The following is a 22,626-nucleotide window of genomic DNA, read 5'->3' on the forward strand; positions in this document are numbered from 1 at the left end:
CGTCTCCAGCTCGTCGTCCTGCAGGTGCGGCTGGGGCTGGTGGAGGCGCTTGACCGCCACCGCACGGCCCAGCAGCTCGTCCTCGGCCCGCCAGACCGTGCCCATGCCGCCACGGCCTATCCGCTCGACCAGCCGGTATCTCCCGGCCACCAGGCGTCCGAGCTCGGACATCGCGCGCCCCTTCCTGCAACCTACGAGAAGGAACGATATCCGGCCGGGCCACGGGAACCGCCAAAGCCGTGGCCCACGCCTCGCGCGGCGTACCGGCGGCGGCTACAGCGGGACGATGTCCGGGGCGCCCAGCCGGGCGGCGTCCGCGGTCTGGTCGTCGGGCTGGCGCTGGGACTCCCGCTCGGCCTCGACCCGCTTCTCGTAGTGCTCGACCTCCTTCTCCACCTGCTCCTTGTCCCAGCCCAGGACGGGGGCCATCAGCTCGGCGGCCTCACGGGCGCTGAGCGTGCCGCGGTCGAAGGTCTCGATGGAGATGCGGGTGCGCCGGGTGAGCACGTCGTCCAGGTGCCGCGCCCCCTCGTGCGAGGCGGCGTAGACGACCTCGGCACGCAGGTAGTCGTCGGCCGCGCCGAGCGGGCGGCCCAGCGACGGGTCGTCCTCGATCAGCTGCAGCAGTTCCTCGCAGAGCGAGCCGTAGCGGTTGAGCAGGTGCTCGATCCGCGCCACGTGGAGGCCGGTGCGCGCCGCGATCCGGGCCCGCGCGTTCCACAGGGCGTGGTAGCCCTCCGCGCCGGCCAGCGGGACCTCCTCGGTGACGCACTCGGCGACCCGGTGCGCCAGACCGTGCACGGCCGCGTCCACCGCGTCCTTGGCCATCACCCGGTACGTCGTGTACTTGCCGCCCGCGACCACCACCAGGCCCGGCACCGGGTGCGCCACGGTGTGCTCGCGCGACAGCTGGCTGGTGGCCTCCGACTCCCCGGCCAGCAGCGGCCGCAGGCCCGCGTACACGCCCTCCACGTCGTCCCGCGTCAGCGGCACGGCGAGCACGGAGTTGACGTGTTCCAGCAGGTAGTCGATGTCCGCGCTGGACGCGGCCGGGTGCGACTTGTCCAGGCTCCAGTCGGTGTCCGTGGTCCCGACGATCCAGTGCCGGCCCCACGGGATCACGAAGAGCACGCTCTTCTCGGTCCGCAGGATCAGCCCCGTCGAGGAGTGGATCCGGTCCTTCGGCACGACCAGGTGTATCCCCTTGGACGCCCGCACGTGGAACTGGCCGCGCTCCCCGATCAGCGCCTGCGTGTCGTCCGTCCACACCCCGGTGGCGTTCACGATCTGCCGGGCGCGCACCTCGTAGACGCCCCCGGCCTCCACGTCCTCGACCCGGGCGCCCACCACGCGCTCGCCCTCGCGCAGGAAGCCGATCACGCGGGCCCGGTTCGCGGCCAGCGCGCCGTACGCGGAGGCCGTCCTGACCAGCGTCATCGTGTACCGGGCGTCGTCCATCTGCGCGTCGTAGTACTGCAGCGCCCCGACCAGGGCCTCCTTCCGCAGGCACGGCGCCACCCGCAGCGCGTTCTTCCGGCTCAGGTGGCGGTGGTGCGGCAGACCGCGGCCGTGCCCGGAGGAAAACGCCATCGTGTCGTACAGCGTCACACCGGCGCCCGCGTAGAAGCGCTCCCACACCCGGTGCTGCAGCGGGTACAGGAACGGCACCGGCTTCACCAGGTGCGGCGCCAGGCGCTGGAGCAGCAGACCGCGCTCCTTGAGGGCCTCCCGGACGAGGGCGAAGTCCAGCATCTCCAGGTAGCGCAGCCCGCCGTGGATCAGCTTGCTCGACCGGCTCGACGTCCCGGACGCCCAGTCGCGGGCCTCCACGATGCCGGTCGCCAGCCCGCGCGTCGCGGCGTCCAGCGCCGTCCCGGCGCCCACGACGCCCGCGCCCACCACGAGTACGTCGAGTTCCTGCTCCGCCATCCGGGCGAGCGCGGAGGAACGCTCCGCCGGTCCCAGTGTCGCCGTCAGCATCCTGGCCTCCCGTCGTGACGCGGGGTCGCGCCTCAGCGCATTCCCCGTCCCCACGATCGTTACCCGTGTCGTGGCCCCCGGCTACTTCGGGCTCCGCCGGTCCCCGGTTCGTCCGTGCGGGTTGTTTGCGCCTGCGGCGGGAAACCCCCCAACAGCAACCACAAGGGCGCCGCACACAACAACCGGGCAGCCCGGCGCAGGCGCAACCCACTCGCGCACGAGGGGCGGGCTCCACAGGAGGGGGCCGGACCGCGTGGCGTGCAGTCATATCAGCTACCTGTCTGGTTAGCCTGATTTCGCGCCATTTGGGTACCAGGACGTACCAGGACGCACCCCGCCGCCGGAGAGGACCCCCATGCCCGCAGACCTCGCAGTCATCGGACTCGGCCACGCCGGGCTGCCCCTCGCGCAGGCGGCCAGCGCCGCCGGGCTGGGGGTGATCGGGTACGACCCGGACGAGCACGTCGTGGAGGCGATCAACGCAGGCAACCGGGTGCCCTGCGGGGCGCTGGCCGCCGCCGACGTGCGGCGGATGCTCGCCGGCGGCTTCCGCGCGACCGCGGACACGGCCGCCCTGGGCCGGGTGCGGGCGGCCGTGCTGTGCGCGCCGACCCCGCTCGGGGAAGGCGGGGAGCCGGACCTGACGGCGCTGGCGGAGGCCGCCCGCGCGCTGGCCGGACAGCTGCGGCCGCACAGCACCGTCGTCCTGGAGTCGCCGGTGTACCCGGGGACGACGGAGGACTTCCTGCGTCCGCTGCTGGAGGATGGTTCCGGCCTGCGGGCCGGCCACGGCTTCCACCTGGCGTACGCCCCCGCGCGGCACCCCGGCACACCGAAGGTGATCGGCGGGCTCACCCCCGCCTGCACGGAGGCCGCGGCCGTCTTCTACGGCCGGTTCACCGAGCGGATCATCCGGGCCCGGGGGGTGCGCGAGGCGGAGACCGTGCAGCTGCTGGAGACCAACCACCGGCACGTCAACATCGCCCTGGCGAACGAGATGGCCGTGTTCTGCCACGACATCGGCGTGGACGTCTGGGACGTCATCCGCTGCGCCGAGACCCGCCCCCACGGCTTCCAGGCCTTCCGCCCCGGCCCCGGGGTCGGCGGCCACACCATGCCGCTGGACCCCGGTCACCGGCCGTACCAGGGCCGGGTGGGCGGCCATCCGCTGCGCCTGGTCGAGTACGCGCAGGAGGTCAACGCCCGCATGCCGCGCTACGTGGTGCAGCGCGCCGCCGCCCTGCTGAACGAGCACGGCAAGTCGCTGCGCGGGGCGCGCGTGCTGCTGCTGGGCGTGACGTACAAGCCGGACCTGCCGGACCAGGAGCGCTCGCCGGCCGGCGAGATCGGCGCCCGGCTCGTCGAGCTGGGGGCGCAGCTGAGCTACCACGACCCGTACGCCCCGCAGTGGCGGGTGCTGGACCGCCCGGTCCCCCGCGCCGACTCCCTGTGGGAGGCCGCGGCGCACGCCGACCTGACGGTCCTGCTCCAGCACCACCGCACCTACGACATGCAGGGCCTGGCGGTGAAGGCCCAGCTGATGCTGGACACCCGCGGGGCCACCCCGGTAGGGGCGGCCGCGCGGCTGTGAGCCTCCCGGGCGCAGGCGCCAGGAGCGGCGGGCCGGCCTGGAAGGGCGCTACGCCTTGTCCAGGATCTCCTTCAGAGCCGGCTCCAGGAAGGGCTTCAGGGTCTTCGAGTACGACGACGTGATGTGGCTGTTGTCGAAGTAGACGATCTGGTCGCCGATGACCGCCGGGCACACGTCCAAGGCGCAGAACGCGGGTGTCGTGTCGATGATGTCCGCGCCGTACTTCTCGGCCACTTCCCGCTCCATGGTGCGGAACTCCGTGTACTCCAGCGCCTGCCACTGCTTGCGGTTGCAGAGGGTGGTGTCGTCGATGTGCGTGGCGAGACAGTCCGGGATGTTCTGGCCGGGTTCCGGGGTGTCCGTCATGTAGACGAGCTTGGCGCCGGTCTCCTTGAACACCTTGAACGATGCCTCGGCACCGGCCCGGTTCGCCTCACGACGGGCTCGGTCCGCGATGACGAGGACATCCGGGTGCATCTTCTTGAGCTCCGCGAAGGCCGACTGGCGCCAGCTGTCGCACTCGGTGTACTCGCGGTTCACCTGAGGGTTGATGATGTGGTAGATCTGCGGCGAGCAGCCGCCCTTCGTCATGGTCACCACGCGTACGCCGAGTTCCTTGCCGACCTCGTGGTAGGTGTCGCTCCACTGCCAGGCGTGCGAGTCACCCATGAGGACGACCGTCTTCGAGCCCTTCGGATCACCGACGACACAGCCGTCGCGCATCACGAACTTCTTGACGTCGAAGTTGTCGATGCAGCCGTGCTCGGCGGAGTTCTTGGGGGCGCTGGGCAGAGCACTCTGCACTGCCGCGGAGAGTTGCGTGCGGTGCACGGACTCTTCGACCGACGAGCTGCTGGTGTACCCGACCGCGACCGTGCTGGCCGAGGGCGAGGTCGCCAGGTGCAGCGGGACGATCGTGGCGAGGACCATCGCGCCGGCCCCGACGCCGGTGAGGACGAATCCGGTGAGGATGCCCTTCCACGGCCGAGCCACCAACTGCGTGTTCCGCTTGAAGCGGCGCTCCACCACGTAGTGCATGAGGACGGCCAGCAGGAAGGACAGCACCGCCACCCGGAATCGGTCGGACATGGTGAACTCGCGGTCCACGATGGACGGCCAGAGCACCAGCAGCGGCCAGTGCAGCAGGTACCAGCCGTAGCTGGCGTTGCCGATGAAGTCGAGCACGGGGTTGTCGAGCAGCCGCTCCGCGCCGAACCTGGGGTTGGCGCAGCCGCCTGCGATCACCAGCAGGGCGCCCACGACGGGACCGGCCACCGCGTAGCCGGGCAGCGGGGTCGCGTCGGATATGAGCATGGCCGTGACCAGCGTGGTGCCCAGACCGAGCCAGGTGAGGACGGCCGCGAATCCGGTGTTCATTCGGGAGACGAGCGGGGCGGCGAGGGCGAGCAGAACGCCGGTGGTGATCTCCCAGATCCGGGTGTGGGTGGCGAAGTAGGCGAGCGGCTGGTTCTCCGCCGTCTTCGTCCAGCCCAGGTAGAAGGAGCCCGCGATGACGGCCAGCAACGCGAGGACCACCAGGAATCGGTTGCGGAAGATCTTGCGGCTGAGCCAGACCGCCACAACCAGCAGGATCGGGGCGACGACGTAGAACTGCTCCTCGATGCCCAGCGACCAGAAGTGCTGGTACGGCGACTGCGTGCCGTCGTTGGCGAAGTAGTCGGTGCCGTTCTCGACCAAGCGCCAGTTCAGGAAGCTGAGGGAGGCGCTGAGACCGTCGGCTACGTAGTCGCGGAAGCGCAGCGGACTACCGAAGATCCACGCGGCGACGGCGGTGGCGACGATGGTGATCGCCATGGACGGGGACAGACGGCGGAAACGCCGTGCCCAGAACTTGCCGAGCGAGACCTTCCCGGTCTTGTCGATCTCGGCGAGGATCTGGCCGCCGATCAGGAAGCCGCTGAGCACGAAGCTAACGTCCACGCCGCCGTGGATGTCGAGGATGCCGCAGTGCATCGCGACCACCATCATGATGGCGACGGCACGCAGACCCTGGATGTCCGGGCGGTACTTGCGCAGGCGGTCCGTCTTCTCCGGCTGGGGCTCCGGCCGGTGCCGGTGCGAAGGCTGCGGACTGACGGCCGTTGAGGCGTGGGTGGTCACGATTCTCCAGAAAATGCCCGGTTGGGCCCGCGGGGGCCGACCGGCTGCTTCAGTGGACCGTCGGGCAGGCGACAGCCGTTCCGCTGACGCGCACCCCTTGGGCGGGAATGCGGATGCCGCACGACAGCCGCAGCTGGGCGGGCAGCTCGTTCTGCGCGCCGATGTGGGCGTGGCAGCCCACGACGACCTCGTGAAGGAACGATTCGCTGCCGATCGAGGAGTCGTGGTCGACCACGGACTCGCGGATGCGGGCGCCTTCGGCCACGGTGACGTTCGCACCGAGGATGGAGCGATCGACGACCACGTGCGGACCGATCAGGGCATGCGGGCCGATCGTCGAGCCGCCCGTGACGAGGGCGGTCGGGTCGACGGAGGCCGTGGGATGGATCAGGTTGTCGGCGGGCGTCTCCACGAGGGGGGAGGTCGCCTTGCCGGTGACCAGGTCGGCCGAGCCGTGGACGAAGGCCAGCGGCGTACCGAGGTCGCGCCAGTAGTCATCCGTGGTGTGGCCGAACACGCGCCGTCCCTGCGCGACGAGCTGCGGGAAGGTCTCCTGCTCGACCGAGACCTCGCGGCCGGCGGGGATGGTGTCCAGCACGGACCGGCCGAAGACATAGCAGCCGGCGTTGATCTGGTCGGTGACGCACTCCTCGGCCGTCTTGGGCTTCTCGAGGAAGGACAGCACCCGGCCGTCCTCGTCGGTGGGGACGAGGCCGAAGGCGCGCGGGTCGGCGACCCGGGTGAGGTACAGGGTGACGTCCGCGTCCTTTTCCTCGTGCCGCGCCAGGATGGCGCGCAGGTCCACGCCGGACAGGATGTCGCCGTTGAGGATGAGGACCGGTGCGTCGGCGGGGCCGCCGCGCAGCAGGCGCGCGGCGTTGCGGATGGCCCCGCCGGTGCCGAGCGGGACGTCCTCGACGGCGTAGGAGATCCGCAGATCCCGGGAGAAGTCCTTGAACTCCTCCTCGAAGAGGCTGGCGAGGTACGAGGTGGCGAACACCACGTGCTCGACCCCCGCGTCCATCAGCTTGGCGATCTGGTGCCGGATGAAGGACGAGCCCGCCACATTGAGCAGCGGCTTCGGGGTGTGGTTCGTCAGCGGGCGCAGGCGGGTTCCCTTGCCGCCCACCAGGATGATGGCTTCTTGCATGATTGCCTCCGCTCGGTCAGCTGGTGGGGGTGGTACCGGGTCCCGCGTAGTCAGAGGTGAAGCAGGACTTGATGGCCTTCTCCGAGAGGGGGCGCCCGGCGAAGTCGAGCCGGGAGGCGACCTTGTCGTCGGGCTTGGTGTTCGGGTCGTCGTCGAACCAGAGCGACCACCAGTAGATGCCTTGCATCTTGCGCTCCTGCACCACCTGGCAGACGGCGTCGTACCAATGCGCCTGCACCTGCGGGTTGACGGCCCGCTTGACGTAGAAGTCACCGGGGGCGTGGTAGGCGCCGTCCATGGCGCCGATGCCGGTCTCGGAGACGAGGATGTTCGGCAGCGGACCGGTGGCCTTCTTGTCCAGCCAGTCGTTCCAGCCCTCGACCAGGTCCTGGACCGGAGCGGTGTCCGGCACCTTGATGGGGAAGTAGGCGTCGACGCCGAGGTGGTTGACCGGCATGTTGATCCGGCCGGAGACGTAGTTGTCCCAGTTGGCGTCATAGGCGACCTCCCCGGAGAAGTCCTTCTCGGCGTAGGTGACCAGGCTGTCCCAGCCGGTGTCGCCTTCGAGGGAGTTCAGCTCGGTACCGATCACGAAGGTGTCCGCCTTCGTGTCGTCGGCGACCTTGAGGTACGGGGTGAGGAACTGCTTGTACGAGGCGAACCAGGCGGACCGCGAGTCGGGCTCGATGTTTCCGCGCCAGCCGTTCGACTGCTCCAGGGTGCCTTCGTCCAGGATCGGGCGGATCGTGGTGCGGAACCCGGCGTCCTTGAAGACCTTCAGCACGCGCTCGAGACGTTCCGGGGACGGGGTCTTGGCACCGGCCGAGAGCTTGTTGGACGTGGAGTTCTCGATGAAGAACGGGAACGAGACCGACACCGAGTTCGCGCCCAGGCCGATGAGGTACTTCGCCTGCTTGCCGGCCTGCGCCTCGATGAACGTGTCGGATCGTTTCCGCTTCTCCTCCTCCCAGTAGAGCTGTACGCCCCACTGGGCCATGCCCTTCTTCCAGGGCTTGGCGACCTGGAGGGCCTCGGCGGGGGAAGACGGGGAATCGGACGGCGAGGACGCCGACGGTGTGTCGGTGACGTCGCCCTTCGGAGTGGCGGAGTCCCCGGCGTCGCCAACGACGATCTTGGGTATCGCCGAGCCCGACACCCAGCGGACCGGGTGGTCGCCGAGGACGAAGGGGGTGCCCAGCACGATGCTGAGGACGCTCACCGGAAAGACGGCGAGCAGGGGAAGGCGCGAGCGCATGTCAGTTGTCTTCCGGGCGGTCAGGCGGGCTTGGCGATGACGACGAACTTGTTCTCTTCGCGCCGGACGAACCTCAGGAAGCCCTTGAAGCCGCCGAGTCCCTCCATCACGGAGAAGACGGGGATGAGAGCGACCACGACGATCGGCTCCCACCACTTGCGCCGGCCGCTGGCCGACGCGACCGCGTTCAGCCGCAGACCCTCCCAGTAGGTCCAGATGACGTAGGCGAAGTTGAGGGCCCACAGGATGACCACGGACTGGGTCACGGGCGAGGTGTTCATGTCGTTGATGAGCCAGCCGAACAGCAGCACGGCGCCGATGTGCTGGAGCGGACCAAGGATCCAGGTCGCCACACAGATGGCGAGAAACCACCGGTAGCGGAGCGGGATCGTCCGGTTGAAGCACAGGGCGACCAGACCCCAGGCCCACCGGTCGCGCTGCTTCACGAAATCCTTGGCGGTGGCGGGAGAAGCGCCGTAGCAACGGCCGTTGAACCAGTCGCTGCGTCCCGGATAACGACGGCAGAACGAGAGGGCGAGTTGTGCGTCCTCGACAATTGCCTTCGGCCCGAAGTCCCAGCCGATCGTCGCTTCGATCGAAGCCCGGAGAACGAGGAGTTCGCCGTGCACGCCGGCCACCGGGGTTCCCATTCCGGTGAGCGCCCGGAATCGCGCGATGTCGTCCGCGGGGCGCACGGCGTCGGCGAGCCAGGTGAACATGTTGACCGCGCTTTCGCGCGGGTAGGTGAGAATCCCCTGGGCCATGTGCTTGGCCTCTTCGGGCGAAGCGCGCCGCTGGCGGTTGATGAACTGCGCGAGCGCCGCCGCGGTGTCGGGGCCGACCCCGGTGTCATCGTCCATGTGCAGCACCCACACGTCGTCGAGCGCCTCGCCCTCGGCGATGCGCATCTCGTGCGCGTAGTGGTTGGCGCGTGCCTTGAAGCGGGTGCCGTTGGCCGTGGCGTACGCCTTGGGCACCGTGACGACACGGATCAGCGGGTGGACGGTGGCCAGCCGGTCGATGTCCGCCGCGGCCTCGCAGCCTTCCTCGGTGAGGACGTCCACGCGCATGTACGGGAACCATTCCGGCAGGTGCTCGACATACGAGAGCACGGAGCGCTCGAGCGCCGGATAGGTGTCGTGGCGTCCGATGGTCGGCACCAGCACGATGAGGAAGTCCTGCTCGACAGGGGCCGGCGGCACCATGTTGACGCTGCGCTTGATCCTGCGGCGGATCAGCCACGCGCCCTGGATACCCACCAGCACACCCACGACGGGCAGCGACCAGACGATGCTCAGCGCCCAGCTGAGCGGGGTCCGGCTGGGCGAGTACGACCACAGACCGAAAGCCAGCAGCAGCGTGAAGGGAATCAGGAACGGCAGCATCCCCGGCTTCCAAGCGGCGGTGCGTTGTGCCAACTTGGCGTTGTGCCGCGAGTGCGGCACAACCCCATCGACCTGTGTGACGGCCATGGCGACTGTTGAACTCCCCTGCAGATGACAATGCGTTGAGCCAGCGAGAATCCCGGTCATGGCACGGCTGGGCCTACCACGACAACGTCCTGTCCCGGGCCCCTACCCCTCAACGACTTTCGGACGTTTTGGCCAGTGGCGCTCAGATGCCCCCCAGGCGCCTAAACCACTGACCGAACAGGAGCACGATCCTCGCACGCTTGCGCCATACAAGGGAATCCCATGGAGAACTTGTGTTCAAAAGTTAACCGTACGGTACACGTGTTACTCCAGAGGCCAGGCGCTGACCTGGACTTTTAGATCTCCGGTGATCAACTTCGCCGGGCCGTGAGAACCTTCACACCGCGTCCGTACAACCCTTTTACGGTTGCGGCTGCGCGGCTCGTCGCGCAGGAGCGCGAGTGCGTTCGATCAGCGATCAGGCGGCTTGTGCAGTGATCCCCAGTCGAAACGTCCGCCTTGTGTCGAAGTGCCGCCGGTAAGGACGGCTGGCGCATAGTAGGTCCGCCGCACATCCGATGGCGAGTTGTGGTCCGTCAGTCCGCTTCCCCATACGTTCCAGATCACCCATGGCGCCGCCGTGAGCGTGGCGGGCTGCGCGGCGGAGAGCGGGACGTGGAAGGACTCCGCCATCATGCGCGGCTTGTCGTAGTGCGCCAACCCCCGGTACCAGATCTGAGTCCACGGCTCCCCCCGGAACGGCCGCTCCGGCGTGTCGCTGTAGTCGTCGACTCCCACCACGTCGACGTATTCACCGCCCGGGTAGTACGCCCAGGGATCGGTGCCGTGCTTCCCCTCCCACGGACTGGGCGACCAGACGAAGATCAGGTTGTGCAGGCGTCTGGTGCCGACGAGGTAGTCGTACATCGTCCGCCACAGTTTCCGGTACAACTCGGGGCGCTGGCCGGCCCACCAGAACCCGCCGGAGCAGCCGCTCGCGTTCATCTCGTGGTACGGCCGCAGCAGCACCGGTACATCACGAGCGGCGAGGTAGGCCAGGTGGTCGGCGAGGAAGGACAGGTCGACCAGCAGATCGTGCTGCTCGGCCGTGCCGGGCGTCACCACCCGGGCGAACCACTTCGGGTCGTGCGCCGCGGGTGAGTTACGGCACAGCGTGTCGGCATAGCCCTTCACCGGGCTGCCCGGATAGGGCTCGTGGAAGGACATGCCGACGATGCCGGCCGGGCGACCGCCGTTGCCCGGCAGCGTCACCGTGCGGCCGCCGGAGCAGTCCCAGTGGGAACCGGCGTCCATCCCCTCCCACACACCGACGGCCAAGTCCGTGGCGTCGTTGGTGTAGCCCCAGTACGGGCGGCAACTCGGCCACGCGGCGGAGTAGGGGCGCGGCTCACCGACACCCCAGGACGACTGTCCGTATCCGGGACCCAGGTCCACCTCCAGGAAACCCGGGAGGCGCCCGGTGATGTCGGCGGGCTTGCGGTAGTAGTAGCCGGGCTGCTTGCGCCCCGGGTAGTCGCCGTAGGTGCCGTTGTAGCGTTCGTTCTGCAGCTCGTCGTGCTGGCCGATGACGGTGCGGGTGGGCCGGCCGGCGCGGGCGTCGTTCTCCAGCCCGGCGAGCATCGCGTACACCGCACGAGCCGACGAAGACGCCTCGGGGTCCCGGGTTCGCACATCCGTCCCGATGCGCTGCGCGGCGACTGTGCCCATCTGCGCCGAGTCCGGCACGATCAGCGGCAGCAATACCCCCAGTACCGCGCCGAACAGGGCATATCGGATCCACCCTTTACGCATCAGGAGAAGTCCCCCAGGCAGTGCGAGGCCGGCACCGAGGCGCCGGCCCGCCGGCGCCACTGTTCACGCTGCGGGCAGGTGCCGCGCCGTCAGCGGTGGCGCGTCGGCGACACCGCCACTTCGACGCGCTGGAACTTCTTGAGCTCGGAGCACCCGGTCGAGTCGAACACGCAGCCGAGCATCGGAAGCATATATGAGACTCCCGGCGACGCCAGATGCCCGAGGGGCACCGACTGTCCGTTATCTGCATCTTGCCTATCAGTAGAAAGAGAAACCTTTGGTTACGGAACGATTGCCTCCGGGGATGGCTCGAACTGATCGGCCCAGGCTGCACGTTCCCGGCGAGGGCGGCCGGACCGGAGAACGGCGTGACGTGTCCGACGTCACGTGAGCCGGTCCGCGGCGTCCGCGCATGACGAAGGGCCCGGACCACCAACGGCCGGCGTCGCCGTGTCCCTGGCCGACCGGACGAAGTACGCCTCGCGGCTGTGGGCCCCCGTCGTGATCGGCATCGTGGTGTTCGCCGGGCAGGGAGGTTCCCCCTGGGCGTGCACAAGGTCATCAAGAGCACCCGGACCGGAGACGGTGCTCCTCCGGCGGCTCGCCGTTCCGGGTGAGGAACCGGACCAGGAACGCTCGCGAAGTAGCTTTACGGGACACCACGGTGCTGCTCTAGCATCCGTGATGTGACTGACCCCGTGGAAAACCCGGAAGACGCGGCTGCCGCTCCTGGGCGGAGCCCCTGGAACACCCCGTCCGCTCCCGAGCCGTCCGCTCCCGAGCCGTCCGCGGCACCGGGCGGTTACGGGTACCCGCAGCACCACATACCCGAGCAGCAGCCCGGGTACCGGCAACCCGGCTTCGGGCCGGCCACCGGCTACCAGCAGCCCTCCTACTCGCCCCAGCCCGACTGGCAGGCCCTGGCCGACGCCAACGAGACCAGGCAGCGTCGCCGCCACAGACTCAGGACGGGTCTGATCGTCCTGGTGGCGTGCGTGCTCGGGGTGGGAGCGGGCGTCGTCGCACTCCACTACACGAAGGACACGGACGACGCGGCCGCCCCGTCGCCCTCCCCCAGCGCGTCGGTCTCCTCCACCGCCACGGCCGATTCGCCGACGGTCCCCGGGGAGGACAACGCCCTCGCGGACAAGTCCGGGCAGAACAACCTCATCCTCGGGCCGGACGCCGGGGTGAGCAAGGTGACCAACGGCTTCGTGGTCAGGCTCAGGAGCAACGGCAATTCCTACGCCCAGTCAGCTTCGCAACTGATCGACGTCACCAAGAGCTTCAGCATCTCGGCATGGGTCTACAACGAGGCCCCGGGCGGTTCCCGCTCCGCGATCAGCCAGGGTGACGGGGTCTCGCCCTCGTTCAGCCTGGGCCGGGAGGCCTCGGGCGCCGACCGCACGTGGGTCTTCAAGGTGCAGACCGCCGACGGCGGGGCGGACAGCACGATCCTGCAGGCCGAGGCGGCCGCGAACGTCAACACGGTCGGCCAGTGGGCTCTGCTCACCGGCACGTACGACGCCGGGAAGAAGACGATCGCGCTCTACGTGGACGGGAATCCGGCCGATTCCACGAAGGTCCCCGGGATCTGGGCCGGAAAGGGTCCGCTGCAACTCGGCCGCGTCCGTACGCACGGGGTGTGGGGAGGTTACTGGGCCGGCGTCCTCGGTCACGTCATGGTCTGGGACAAGGCACTGACACCGGACCAGGTGGCGGGCCTCAAGAAGGGTGGGGCGGGCGGGGACGCCAAGCCCATCGCCTCCTGGCTTGTCGGCTGACGAGCGCTTTTGCCCGTTCGCCATCACGAGTTGGTCACACCATCGACAGTGGTTCGCGGTATTCGACTAGAGTCGCATCCGTTCCGCACTTCATTGACTGCCGGGTGAGCGGCGAGCTTCGTTGGCCGGAGTTCCCCGTCATCGCCACCAAGCGTCGGCGATCCTTCCCATGCACCGAGATGCCTTGCGGAGAAACTCATACGGGCTTGCCGCCCCGACGAGCGCCCGGGGGGGATGACACATGAGAAGCCTGTCCGGAGTCATCCCTGCGTACGGTGAGGTGTCCCCCCTGCCCGGTGGCACGGCCCCGGCGGCCGAGGGCCGGGAGACCGCAGAGCGGTGCGGAACGCCATGACCGAGCCGACCGACGAGCCCGACGACCACGCTCCGGAACCGGACCCCGAAGCGGATCAGCCGTCACCCCGCCAGGCACCTGTGGACCAGCAGGACCCTGAGACACGCCGTCCCCCGGCCTCGCCGCGACGCAGGATCGCCGGTGCGGCGGTGGCCGTGGTGGTCGCCGTCGCTCTGGGAGCCGGGCTCTGGTCGGTGCCGTCGGTGCGCACGGTGCTGCTGGAGTCCTTCACCCGGCAGCCGGCCCCGTTCACCGAGATCTACTTCACGGCTGCGCCCCGCTTCGACGGCAGCACGCTGATCGTCCCCGTCGCCGTGAACGCCCACGGCACGGGCCCGGCACCGCTGCGCCTGAAGCTGACGCTGGAATCGGCCAAGGGCAAGGTCGTGGCCACCAGGACGGTCGGGCTGAAACCCAAGGACGGCAAAGCCGTGCCCGTCGTCACGCGCTTCACCAAGACCACGGGCACGACGCTCGTACGGGTGGCCCTCGTCGGCCACGAGCAGACATTGCACTACAACTTCGTGACGCCGAAGGCCGTGACCGGGCCGCTCGGTACGCCGCCCCCTGACGTACGAGACTGAAGCCTGATGCGACGCACCATTCTGCAGATCACCCCGTACTACCCGCCCCATCTGGGCGGGCTCGAACGCGTGGTGGAGCACCTCGCCATCCAGCTCGGGCAGCGCCACGACGTGCGGGTCGTCACCACCGCCCTCGGTGCCGACGGCGGACCGCGCCGCTACGGCGCCGGCCGGGTCACCATACGGCGGCACCGCGCGGTCGAGGTCGCGCACACCGCGGTCGCACCGGGCCTGCCCGTCTCGCTGGCGGTGCGCGCGCCGCGCGACGCCGTGCTGCACGTGCACTGTGCGCACGCGTTGATGCCCGAGCTCGTCGCCGTCATCGCCCGCGTGCGCGGACAGCGCTTCATCCTCCACTTCCACCTCGACGTCGAAGCCTCCGGGCGCTTGGGCGGGCTGCTGCCCGCCTACAAGAAGCACGTCTTCGGACGGTCGATGCGTGCCGCCGCCGGGGTGATCGTGCTGACCGAGGAGCAGGGCGCCTTCGTCCGCGAGACGTACGGCGTCCGGGCGGACAGGGTGTTCGTCGTCCCCAACGGCGTGGGGGCCGGCTACTTCATGCCGGTGCGGGAGACGGCGCAACGTCCCCTGCGGTTGCTGTTCGTCGGCCGACTGAGCTCGCAGAAGAACGTGGCGCGGCTGCTGGAGGCGACGGCCCTGCTGCGGGAGCCGGTGCAGCTGCGGATCGTCGGCGACGGCGAGCTGCGGGAGAAGCTGGAGGCGCACGCGGCCGAACTGGGGCTGCGGAACGTCGAGTTCTCGGGCGGGCTCCTCGGCGAGCACCTGGTGCGGGCGTACGCGGACGCCGACGTCTTCGTGCTGCCCTCGGACCGGGAGGGCATGCCGCTGGTCGCGCTGGAGGCGATGGCCGCCGCCCTGCCGGTCGTCGCGACCGACGTCCCCGGCACCGCCGAACTGCTCAAGGGCGTCGGGCTGCTGGCCGCTCCCGAACCGGCGGCGCTCGCCGCCGCCATCGACTCGGTGGCCGCCGACCCCGGTCTGCGCCTGCGGCTCGCCCGCAGGAGTGCCGCGACGGCCCCCGACTACTCCTGGGAGGCCGTGGCAGCCCGGGTCGAGCAGGTCTACGCCCACGTCTACCCAGAGGCCGGCGTATGACGGCCCGTGGCACGGGAAGCAGCGGTCGGCGCACGGCCTCCCGCCCGTCGTGGGCCGTCGAGGCGGACGACGCGGATCTGGAACCGGAGCCGGAGCGGGAGCGGGAGCGGGAGCGGGAGCGGGAGCCGGAGCCGGCCGAGAGCGACGTCTCGTCGGCCGGGTCCGGGCACGAACGGAAGCGGCAGGGCCGGGGTCCGCGCCGTGACGCGGCGTCGGCGGGCGATGCCCAGGCCGCCGGCCTGCGGCTCGCGGACCTCGTACGGGGGCGCCTCGGGGTGCTGCTCGCCATCGCGGTGGCCTGTGTCGTGGAGATGCTGCCCGGCGTACCCGGGGTGCTGCTGACGGTGGCCGGCCTGTGGCTGCTGTTCGGGGCGCCCGTCGCGGTGTGGCGCGGCGTCGCCTCCCGGGTGGTGTCCACCAGGGACGGCAGCTTCCTGCTCGCCGTCGGCATGGCGGTCGTCACGGATCTCGTGATCGCCCTCGCCGTGAACACGGTGCTGCCACTGGCCGGGGTGGAACGCCCGCTGACCAGGGTGTCCCTGGCCGGGGCCACGGCGCTCACGCTCATCGTGATCGGCGCGTTCGTGCCGGAGGAGGAACGGGCCGACAAGAGCAGGTCCTGGCTCCGCGACGGACTGCCCCCGGGCGCGATCCCCGTGGGTGCGTTCGCCGGCGTCGCCCTGGTGCTGTCGGTCGCAGGGCCCATCAGGCTGAACAACGGCTACGGCGGGGCGGTCAGCACGGCTGCGATGCCGGCCGTCATCGCGCTGCTGGTCCTGCTGATGGTCCGCCGCCGGCGCTACCCGGTCACCGTCCTCGAGACCGGCCTGTTCCTCGGCGCGACCGCGCTGCTCATGCTGAACTCGTTGCGCGGCTGGTCCATCACCGGACACGACATCCAGCGCGAGTACGAGTACTACCGGCTGACGCTCGGCGGATCGCTCTGGGACGTCTCCAAGTACCCCGACGCCTACAACGCCTGCCTGAGCATCACGCTGCTGCCCGTGAGCGTGTTCCGGCTCACCGCGATCCCCGACGTCTACATCTTCAAGATCGTGCTGCCGCTGCTGTTCGCGCTCACTCCGGTGCTCGTCCACCGCTCGGTCCGCAACGTCGCACCGCATCTGGTGTCGCTGTTGTCGGCCGTCTTCTTCATGCTCTTCCCCACCTTCCTGTCCGACATGACCTTCCTGGGCCGCCAGGAGGTCGCGTTCGTCCTGCTCGGTTGCGGCATGGTCGTGCTCACCGACTCCGGGCGGCCCCTGCGCGTGCGGCAGATCGCCTTCGTGGTGCTGTTGGCCGGCATCACGCTCTCGCACTACTCGACGATCTACGTCGTGATCGTCGTCCTCGGGGTCGCCCTCGTCGCCGACGTGATCTGGCGCACGGTGGACCGCTACAGGTCCAGGCGCGCGCGCCAGCGCAAATACCGCCCTACCGAGGCCGCGCCCTTCCTGACCTGGTGGATCGTGGCGGGGGCAGCGGTCATGGCACTGGCCTGGGCGGGCCCGGTCACGCACACGAGCGGGCAGCTGCGGAGCACGCTGAGCGCGGTCGTGCAGGAGATCAAGAACCCGGGGCACGCGCGCGTCGGTTCGTCCGACACCTCGTACAGCCTCTTCGGCGGCGGGCCCTCGCTGACGGCCGAGCAGCGGCTGGGCGACTACCGCGAGGAGACCGTGCGGGAGACGACCGCCGACCGGGCGAAGGGGACGTACCTGCCCCTCGAGACGGTGGACGCCTACGCGACCCCTGTCGTGCCCAAGCAGAACATGGCCCCCACCGCCGCGGGGCGGGTGCTGGAAGGCATCGGCCTGAAGGCGACCACGGTCAACTCCCTGCTGCGCCAGTTCACCGCCGGCATGATGCAGCTCCTGCTGATCATCGGCCTCATCGTCATCGACGTCGGGCGACGCGGGGCCTTCCGCCCACGGCGCGAGCAGACCACGCTGGCCATCGGCGCCATCGCCCTCCTCGGGGTCCTCACGGTCGTGCCCCAGCTCTCCGTCGACTACGGCGTGCTCCGCGCCTTCCAGCAGGGCCTGTTCTTCTTCGCGCCCTTCATCGCGGCGGGCATGCTCTCCGCCCTGCGCTGGACCGGGCGCCGTCGGACCGTGACGGTGTACGCGCTGGTGGTGGCCCTCTTCCTGGACCTCACCGGCGTGGTGCCCAAGCTGCTGGGCGGCTATCCGCCGCAGTTGCAGCTCAGCAACGCCGGCCAGTACTACGACGTGTACTACCCGAGCGCCGAGGAGCGCATGGCCGCCTACTGGCTGTCGCAGCGCTTCGCGGCCGAGGGCAAACCGTCCCTGGTGCAGACGGACCGCTTCACCTTCAACCGGCAGCAGACCATCCTGACCGGACCCGTCGTGGGCGACGTCTTCCCGACCAAGCTGCGCACCGACTCCTACGTCCTGCTGGGCACTTCGACCGTGCGCACCGGACGCATGACGTTCTCCTACCGGGGCGACCTGGTCACCTTCCGCTACCCCACGGGCCTCCTCGACACGACCAAGAACGAGATCTACAGCAGCGAGGGAGCGAGGATCTACCGATGAGGGTCCTCCTGGTCAGCCACTACTACCCGCCGCACGTCGGCGGCATCGAGAACGTCGTCCGGATGGAGGCCGTGCACCTCGCCGCGCGCGGTGCCGACGTCACGGTGCTCACCAGCGGCACGCGCAGCGCGATCAGCCAGGAGGACGGCGTACGCGTCGTCCGTGTCGCGGCGTGGAACGGTGCGGAGCGGGCCGGCGTGCCCTTCCCCGTCCTGTCGCCCAGGCTGCTGACGGCCGCACTCCGCTGGGCCCGCCGGGCCGATGTGGTCCATGTGCACGACTGCCTGTACCTGACCTCGTGGACGGCCGGACTCGCCTCCGTGCTCACCCGCACCCCGCACCTGGTCACCCAGCACGTCGCCCTGGTCGAACACCCGTCCGCGTTGGTGCGCGGGGTGCAGCGGGCCGTGTACGCCGTCGCCGGACGCGGCCTGCTGCGGCGGGCCCGTACGGTGATCACCCTCAACGCCTCGGTCGCGGACTTCGTACTCCGCCACGGCGCCCGTCCCGCCCGGGCCCGCCACCTCGCGAACGGCGTGGACACCGCCCTCTTCCGGCCGGCCGCCTCGGTCGAGGAGCGGGCGCTGGCCCGCAAGCGCTTCGGGCTGCCCGAAGACCGGCCGCTGGTGCTCTTCGTGGGGCGCCTGGTGCCGAAGAAGGGCTACGACCTGCTGCTGTCCGGCCACGACCCCTCCGCTGGCTACGACCTGGTGTTCGCCGGGGACGGCGACTCCGCCGCCCTGGCGGGCCGGCCGGGCGTGCACCACCTGGGCGGGCTGCCCCCGCAGGAACTGGCCGAGGCGTACCGGGCCTGCGACGTCTTCGCGCTGCCGTCGACCGCGGAGGGCTTCCCCCTCACCGTCCAGGAGGCCATGGCCTCCGGCCTGCCCGTCGTCACCACCGACGACCCCGGCTACGCGCCCTACGGTCTGGACCGGTCGCGCGTCACACTGCTGGACCGGGACGCCGAGGAGATCCGTTCCGCGTTGTCCGCGCTCGCCGGGGACGAGCGGCGGCGCGAGCGCATGGGCCGGTACTCGCGCGAGCTCGCGACGACGGCCTTCGCCTGGGAGGAGCACGTGAGCGCGCTGTCCGAGTGCTACCGCGAGGCGGCGGGAGCGACCACCCATGGCTAGGAACGGCAAGCGCGCCCTGTCGCAGGACCAGGTGTACCGCAACTCCTTCTTCCTGATGGCGTCCACGGTGACCACGGCCGGACTGGGCTTCGTCTTCTGGGTCGTGGTGGCCCGCTTCTACACCCCCGAACAGGTCGGACTCGCCACATCGCTCATATCGGCGACCTCTCTGATCTCCTATCTGAGCCTGTTCGGACTGAACAGCACGCTGATCCGCTTCCCGGCGCCGGCCGCCTCCCGCAACGGACAGCTCACCCAGTCCCTCGTGCTGGTCGGCGCGGTCTCGTCCGTGATCGCCGCCGTCTACCTGCTCGGCCTGCCGGTCTACGCGCAGAAGCTGGTCTTCGTCCGCGACCACGCGTCGGCGGCCGCCGCGTTCGTGATCTTCTGCATCTGCGCGGCGGTCAGCCAGCTGACCTTCTCGGTCTTCGTCAGCGCCCGCATGGCCCATCAGAACGCGCTGGTCTACGGCCTGCTCCAGGGGCTGGTCAAGCTGGCCCTGCCGGTCGCCTTCGTCGCCTACGGCTCGGTCGGCATCCTCGGTGCCAACGGCGGCGGCTACGTGGCGACGGCGCTGGTCTCGCTGATCCTGATGCGCCGCCGGCTCGGCTTCCGGTTCCACCTGCGCGCCCGCGGCACCCGGATGCTGGAGCAGTTCCGCTTCTCCCTCGCGAGCTACGTCTCCAGCCTGCTCAACCTCGCGCCGCTGCTGGTCCTCCCGTTGATCGTCCTGGAGCAGTTGGGCGCGGCGGCGGCGGGCTACTACTTCATCGCCTTCCAGATCGCCAACCTGCTCAACTCCGTGTCGTTCTCCGTCGGTGAGGCGGTGTTCGCCGAGGTCTCGTACGATCCCTCGCGCTTCTCCGTACTGCTCCGCCGGTCCGCCGGCATCATCGCCGCGGTGCAGGTGCCCTCGGTCCTCGTCGTCGCCTTGGGCAGCGGACTCCTCCTGCGGATGTTCGGAGGTCCCTACACGGACCGCGCGCAGACGCTGCTCACCGTACTGGCCTGCGGAGCCCTTGCCGTCGCACTGAACACGTGGGCCAGCTTCGCCCTCAAGCTCGCCCGGAAGATGACGCAACTGGTCCTCAGCAACGTCGTCTACGCCGTGGTCACCATCGGTCTGGCCGCGCTGTGGGCGCCTCGCGGACTGGTGTGGCTCGGCTGGGCCTGGGGCGTGGGCAACCTCGCCAGCGGTCTCTACGCCGCCGTCGCCCTGTTCGGCAAGCGCGCGGCCGTGCCGCAGCTGCGGGCTTCGGAACCGGGCATCCCCATGGAAGAACCCGACATGAGCCCAGTCGAGGGGTACCACCGGTGAGAATCGTCGTCATCAACGCGTACGTGCGGGAGAACGCGGGGGACGCCGCCCTGCTGTCGGTCTGCCTCCGCCATGTCAAGGAGGCATTCCCGGGCGCCACGCTCGCCATCGCGGGCATGGAGGACGCCGCTGCCCACCCCTCGTTCGAGGGGGTGGACAACCTCGGCTCGATCCGTCGCCACGTCGCCGACGGCGGGGTGTCCCGGTCCCGGCGCCTGCTGCGCAAGCTGCTGGTGGCTCTTGTGGGCACGGCGGCCCTGCTGCTGCCACGGGCCGTCGCCAATGTGCTGCTGAGGCTGCTCCCCGTGGAAGCGCGCCGGGAAGCCGACGCCGTGTCCGAGGCGGACATGGTGGTGTCCATGGGCGGCGGGTACCTCCTCGCACGGCCCGGGCTGGACGGATACCAGAACGTGTTCTTCGTCCTGCTGCCCGCGCTGCTGGCGCAGAAGGCGGGGGTGCCCGTGGTCTTCGCGCCCCAGTCCTTCGGCCCGTTCCCCGGCAAGCCGCAGCGCCTGCTGGTCGGCCGCGTACTGCGCCGCGCGGCGCTGGTGCTCGCTCGCGAGGACGTGAGCGTCGGTCTGCTCGAGGAGTGCGGCGTGTCCGCGCGGCAGGTGCAGCGTGCCATCGACTCCGGCTTCGCCTTCGCGCCCGAGGTCACCTCCAACTGGCGCGGCAGGCTCCAGGTCGGGGCCCAGGAGCCGCTGGTGGGTCTCACCGCGCGTCGTTGGCTCGCTCCGGCCGCCCAGGAGCTCTACGAGCGGGCGCTCGCCCGGACGATCGACGCGCTCCAGTCGGACGGGGCCCGCGTGGTGCTCATCCCCCAGGTGACCACGGACTACCTCGGCGACGACGACCGCATCGTCGAACGTCGTATAGCGGACTACTGCGCGACCGCGCCGCTGCGGATCGAGGAGCGCGTCGACTACCGCGACCTCAAGGGTCTGTACGGCGAGTGCTCCCTGCTCATCGGGACCCGCTTCCACTCGGTGATCTTCTCGCTCACCAGTGGTGTCCCGTGCGTCGCGATCGAGTACGAGCACAAGACACGGGGCATCATGGCCGACCTCGGCCTCGGTGAGTGGGTCGTGCCGATCGCCGAGGTCACCTACCCGGCCCTGTGGGCCCTGGTGGACAAGCTCCGCGCGAACCCCGAGGCGTACCGTGCGGTGCTCCAGCAGCGGCTGCCCGCGTACATCGCCCGGGCGGAGGAGTTCCCCGCCCTGCTCCGCGCCGCCGCGGACACGGGCACCCGTCAGGGAACCGAGCGGGCGGCCAAGGTCGCGTGACGGTACGCACGGACCGGCTCGGGGAGCACGGTCGCCGGACCCGCACGGTGGCGGTGGTCGCACCGTATTACCCGCCCAAGGTCGGCGGCGTGGAGAACTACGCGGCCCGGATCGCCCGCGCGGTCGCCGAGGCCCCCGGGCTGCGTCCGGTCGTCATCACGACACGGCTCTCCGGACTCCGCACCACCGTCGACGTCGAGGAGGGCGTGCAGGTCATCCGGCTCGGCGCCTGGCTGAAGCTGTCCAACACCCCGCTCAGCCCCCTGTGGCCGCTGCAACTACGCCGCTGGCTGCGCCGGACCGGGGCCGAGGTGGTGAACGCCCACGCCCCGGTCCCCGGATTGGCCGACCTGGCGGTGGCGGTCTCCGGGAAGCGGCCGGCCGTCCTCACCTACCACGCGGGCTCGATGCACAAGGGCGAGCCCGGCAGTGGTGCGGCGGACCGGCTCATCGGCCTGTACGAACGCCGCGTGCTGCCGCGGGTGTTCCGGCGGGCGCGGACGCTGGTGGCGGTGTCGCCGGTCTCGCTGGCCGCCGGGCACCCGCACGCGGTCGAGATCACCCCCGGCGTCGACGTCGAGCGGTTCACCCCCGGGCGGCCCGCCGCGGAACGTCCCCGCACGGTCGTATACGTCGGCCGCATGGACCGCTCGTCGGCCTGGAAGGGCGTCGACGTCCTGGTGAGGGCGTTCGCCGGGCTGGCGGCAGAGGTGCCCGATGCGCGGCTGCGCCTGGTCGGCGGCGGCGACGCGGTGCCGGACCATCTGCGGCTCGCGGCGGAACTCGGCATCGCGGAACGGGTGGAGGCGGCCGGCGAACTGACCGGGGACGCCCTGGTCGACGCGGTGCGGACGGCCGCCCTCGCGGTACTGCCGTCGCGCACCGAGGCGGAGTCCTTCGGCATGGTGCTGGTCGAGGCGATGGCCTGTGGCACCCCGGTGGTGGGCGCCGCCGTGGGGGGCATCCCGCACGTCGTGACGGACGGCGAGACCGGGCTCCTGGTCCCGCCCGGCGATCCCGGCGCGCTGGCCGCCGCGTGCCGCAGGGTGCTGACCGACGCCGCGCTCGCCGACCGGCTGGGCGCGCGGGGCCGGCAGGAGGCGGAACGACGTTTCGCCTGGGACGGCCTGATGGAGCGCTACATCAGGCTGTTCCTGGCGCTGTAGCG

General features: G+C 70.4%; 15 protein-coding genes and 1 pseudogene. 9 read left to right on the forward strand and 7 right to left on the reverse strand.

Going from position 1 to position 22,626, the window contains the following annotated elements; all coding sequences use genetic code 11:
- Both PV341_RS10440 and PV341_RS10445 read right to left on the reverse strand, forming a co-directional pair.
- A pseudogene (locus PV341_RS10440) lies at nucleotides 1-171 on the reverse strand (serine/threonine protein kinase); the annotation flags it as partial.
- A gap of 102 nt (nucleotides 172-273) precedes the next feature.
- Entirely contained in the window at nucleotides 274-1,980 is a 1,707-nt protein-coding gene (locus tag PV341_RS10445) for a glycerol-3-phosphate dehydrogenase/oxidase (RefSeq protein WP_500328077.1), read from the reverse strand.
- A gap of 355 nt (nucleotides 1,981-2,335) precedes the next feature.
- Here PV341_RS10445 and PV341_RS10450 point away from each other — a divergent pair, with 355 nt between their 5' ends.
- The gene (locus PV341_RS10450) at nucleotides 2,336-3,571 is read left to right on the forward strand and encodes a nucleotide sugar dehydrogenase (protein ID WP_500357452.1); all 1,236 of its coding nucleotides are present in this window, start codon (nucleotides 2,336-2,338) and stop codon (nucleotides 3,569-3,571) included.
- A 48-nt stretch (nucleotides 3,572-3,619) separates the two neighbouring features.
- Here the strand turns inward: PV341_RS10450 and PV341_RS10455 are convergent, their stop codons facing one another.
- The 5 genes from PV341_RS10455 to PV341_RS10475 form a co-directional block, all read right to left on the reverse strand.
- Nucleotides 3,620-5,692, reverse strand: coding sequence for an acyltransferase family protein (locus tag PV341_RS10455; RefSeq protein ID WP_500357453.1), 2,073 nt, complete (start codon nucleotides 5,690-5,692; stop codon nucleotides 3,620-3,622).
- A gap of 49 nt (nucleotides 5,693-5,741) precedes the next feature.
- On the reverse strand, nucleotides 5,742-6,842 hold the full coding sequence (gene manB, locus PV341_RS10460; protein WP_500357455.1) for a mannose-1-phosphate guanylyltransferase: 1,101 nt from the start codon (nucleotides 6,840-6,842) through the stop codon (nucleotides 5,742-5,744).
- A gap of 16 nt (nucleotides 6,843-6,858) precedes the next feature.
- Nucleotides 6,859-8,097 carry a glycoside hydrolase family 113 gene (locus tag PV341_RS10465; protein WP_500328084.1) on the reverse strand — a complete coding sequence of 413 codons (1,239 nt, stop codon included), beginning with the start codon at nucleotides 8,095-8,097 and terminating at the stop codon, nucleotides 6,859-6,861.
- A 20-nt stretch (nucleotides 8,098-8,117) separates the two neighbouring features.
- On the reverse strand, nucleotides 8,118-9,629 hold the full coding sequence (locus PV341_RS10470; RefSeq protein WP_500357457.1) for a glycosyltransferase family 2 protein: 1,512 nt from the start codon (nucleotides 9,627-9,629) through the stop codon (nucleotides 8,118-8,120).
- A gap of 351 nt (nucleotides 9,630-9,980) precedes the next feature.
- Nucleotides 9,981-11,321 (reverse strand): glycoside hydrolase family 26 protein, encoded by a 1,341-nt coding sequence (locus PV341_RS10475; RefSeq protein WP_500357459.1) that lies wholly within the window; start codon nucleotides 11,319-11,321, stop codon nucleotides 9,981-9,983.
- A 686-nt stretch (nucleotides 11,322-12,007) separates the two neighbouring features.
- On the opposite strand from PV341_RS10475, the gene PV341_RS10480 reads away from it, so the two are divergent.
- From PV341_RS10480 to PV341_RS10515, 8 genes are all read left to right on the forward strand, one after another.
- A complete protein-coding gene (locus tag PV341_RS10480; protein WP_500357460.1) occupies nucleotides 12,008-13,105 on the forward strand; it encodes a LamG domain-containing protein in 1,098 nt (365 codons plus the stop codon).
- A 351-nt stretch (nucleotides 13,106-13,456) separates the two neighbouring features.
- Nucleotides 13,457-14,044 carry a hypothetical protein gene (locus tag PV341_RS10485; RefSeq protein ID WP_500328089.1) on the forward strand — a complete coding sequence of 196 codons (588 nt, stop codon included), beginning with the start codon at nucleotides 13,457-13,459 and terminating at the stop codon, nucleotides 14,042-14,044.
- Between the two features lie 6 nt (nucleotides 14,045-14,050).
- A complete protein-coding gene (locus tag PV341_RS10490; RefSeq protein ID WP_500328091.1) occupies nucleotides 14,051-15,160 on the forward strand; it encodes a glycosyltransferase family 4 protein in 1,110 nt (369 codons plus the stop codon).
- Nucleotides 15,157-17,718 carry a DUF2206 domain-containing protein gene (locus PV341_RS10495; RefSeq protein WP_500357462.1) on the forward strand — a complete coding sequence of 854 codons (2,562 nt, stop codon included), beginning with the start codon at nucleotides 15,157-15,159 and terminating at the stop codon, nucleotides 17,716-17,718. The genes PV341_RS10490 and PV341_RS10495 overlap by 4 nt, the downstream gene beginning before the upstream one ends.
- Nucleotides 17,715-18,854, forward strand: a complete 1,140-nt coding sequence (locus tag PV341_RS10500) for a glycosyltransferase family 4 protein (RefSeq protein ID WP_500357463.1) — start codon at nucleotides 17,715-17,717, stop codon at nucleotides 18,852-18,854. Before PV341_RS10495 ends, PV341_RS10500 begins: the two co-directional genes overlap by 4 nt.
- Nucleotides 18,847-20,172, forward strand: coding sequence for a lipopolysaccharide biosynthesis protein (locus PV341_RS10505; protein ID WP_500357465.1), 1,326 nt, complete (start codon nucleotides 18,847-18,849; stop codon nucleotides 20,170-20,172). The genes PV341_RS10500 and PV341_RS10505 overlap by 8 nt, the downstream gene beginning before the upstream one ends.
- Nucleotides 20,169-21,458: a polysaccharide pyruvyl transferase family protein gene (locus PV341_RS10510; protein WP_500357467.1), complete on the forward strand. Its 1,290-nt coding sequence runs from the start codon at nucleotides 20,169-20,171 to the stop codon at nucleotides 21,456-21,458. The genes PV341_RS10505 and PV341_RS10510 overlap by 4 nt, the downstream gene beginning before the upstream one ends.
- On the forward strand, nucleotides 21,455-22,624 hold the full coding sequence (locus PV341_RS10515) for a glycosyltransferase family 4 protein (RefSeq protein WP_500328098.1): 1,170 nt from the start codon (nucleotides 21,455-21,457) through the stop codon (nucleotides 22,622-22,624). The genes PV341_RS10510 and PV341_RS10515 overlap by 4 nt, the downstream gene beginning before the upstream one ends.
- The last annotated feature ends 2 nt before the right edge of the window (nucleotides 22,625-22,626 follow it).

The sequence above is a fragment of the Streptomyces sp. PA03-1a genome, from assembly GCF_033792805.1.
In the GTDB taxonomy this organism is placed as follows: domain Bacteria; phylum Actinomycetota; class Actinomycetes; order Streptomycetales; family Streptomycetaceae; genus Actinacidiphila.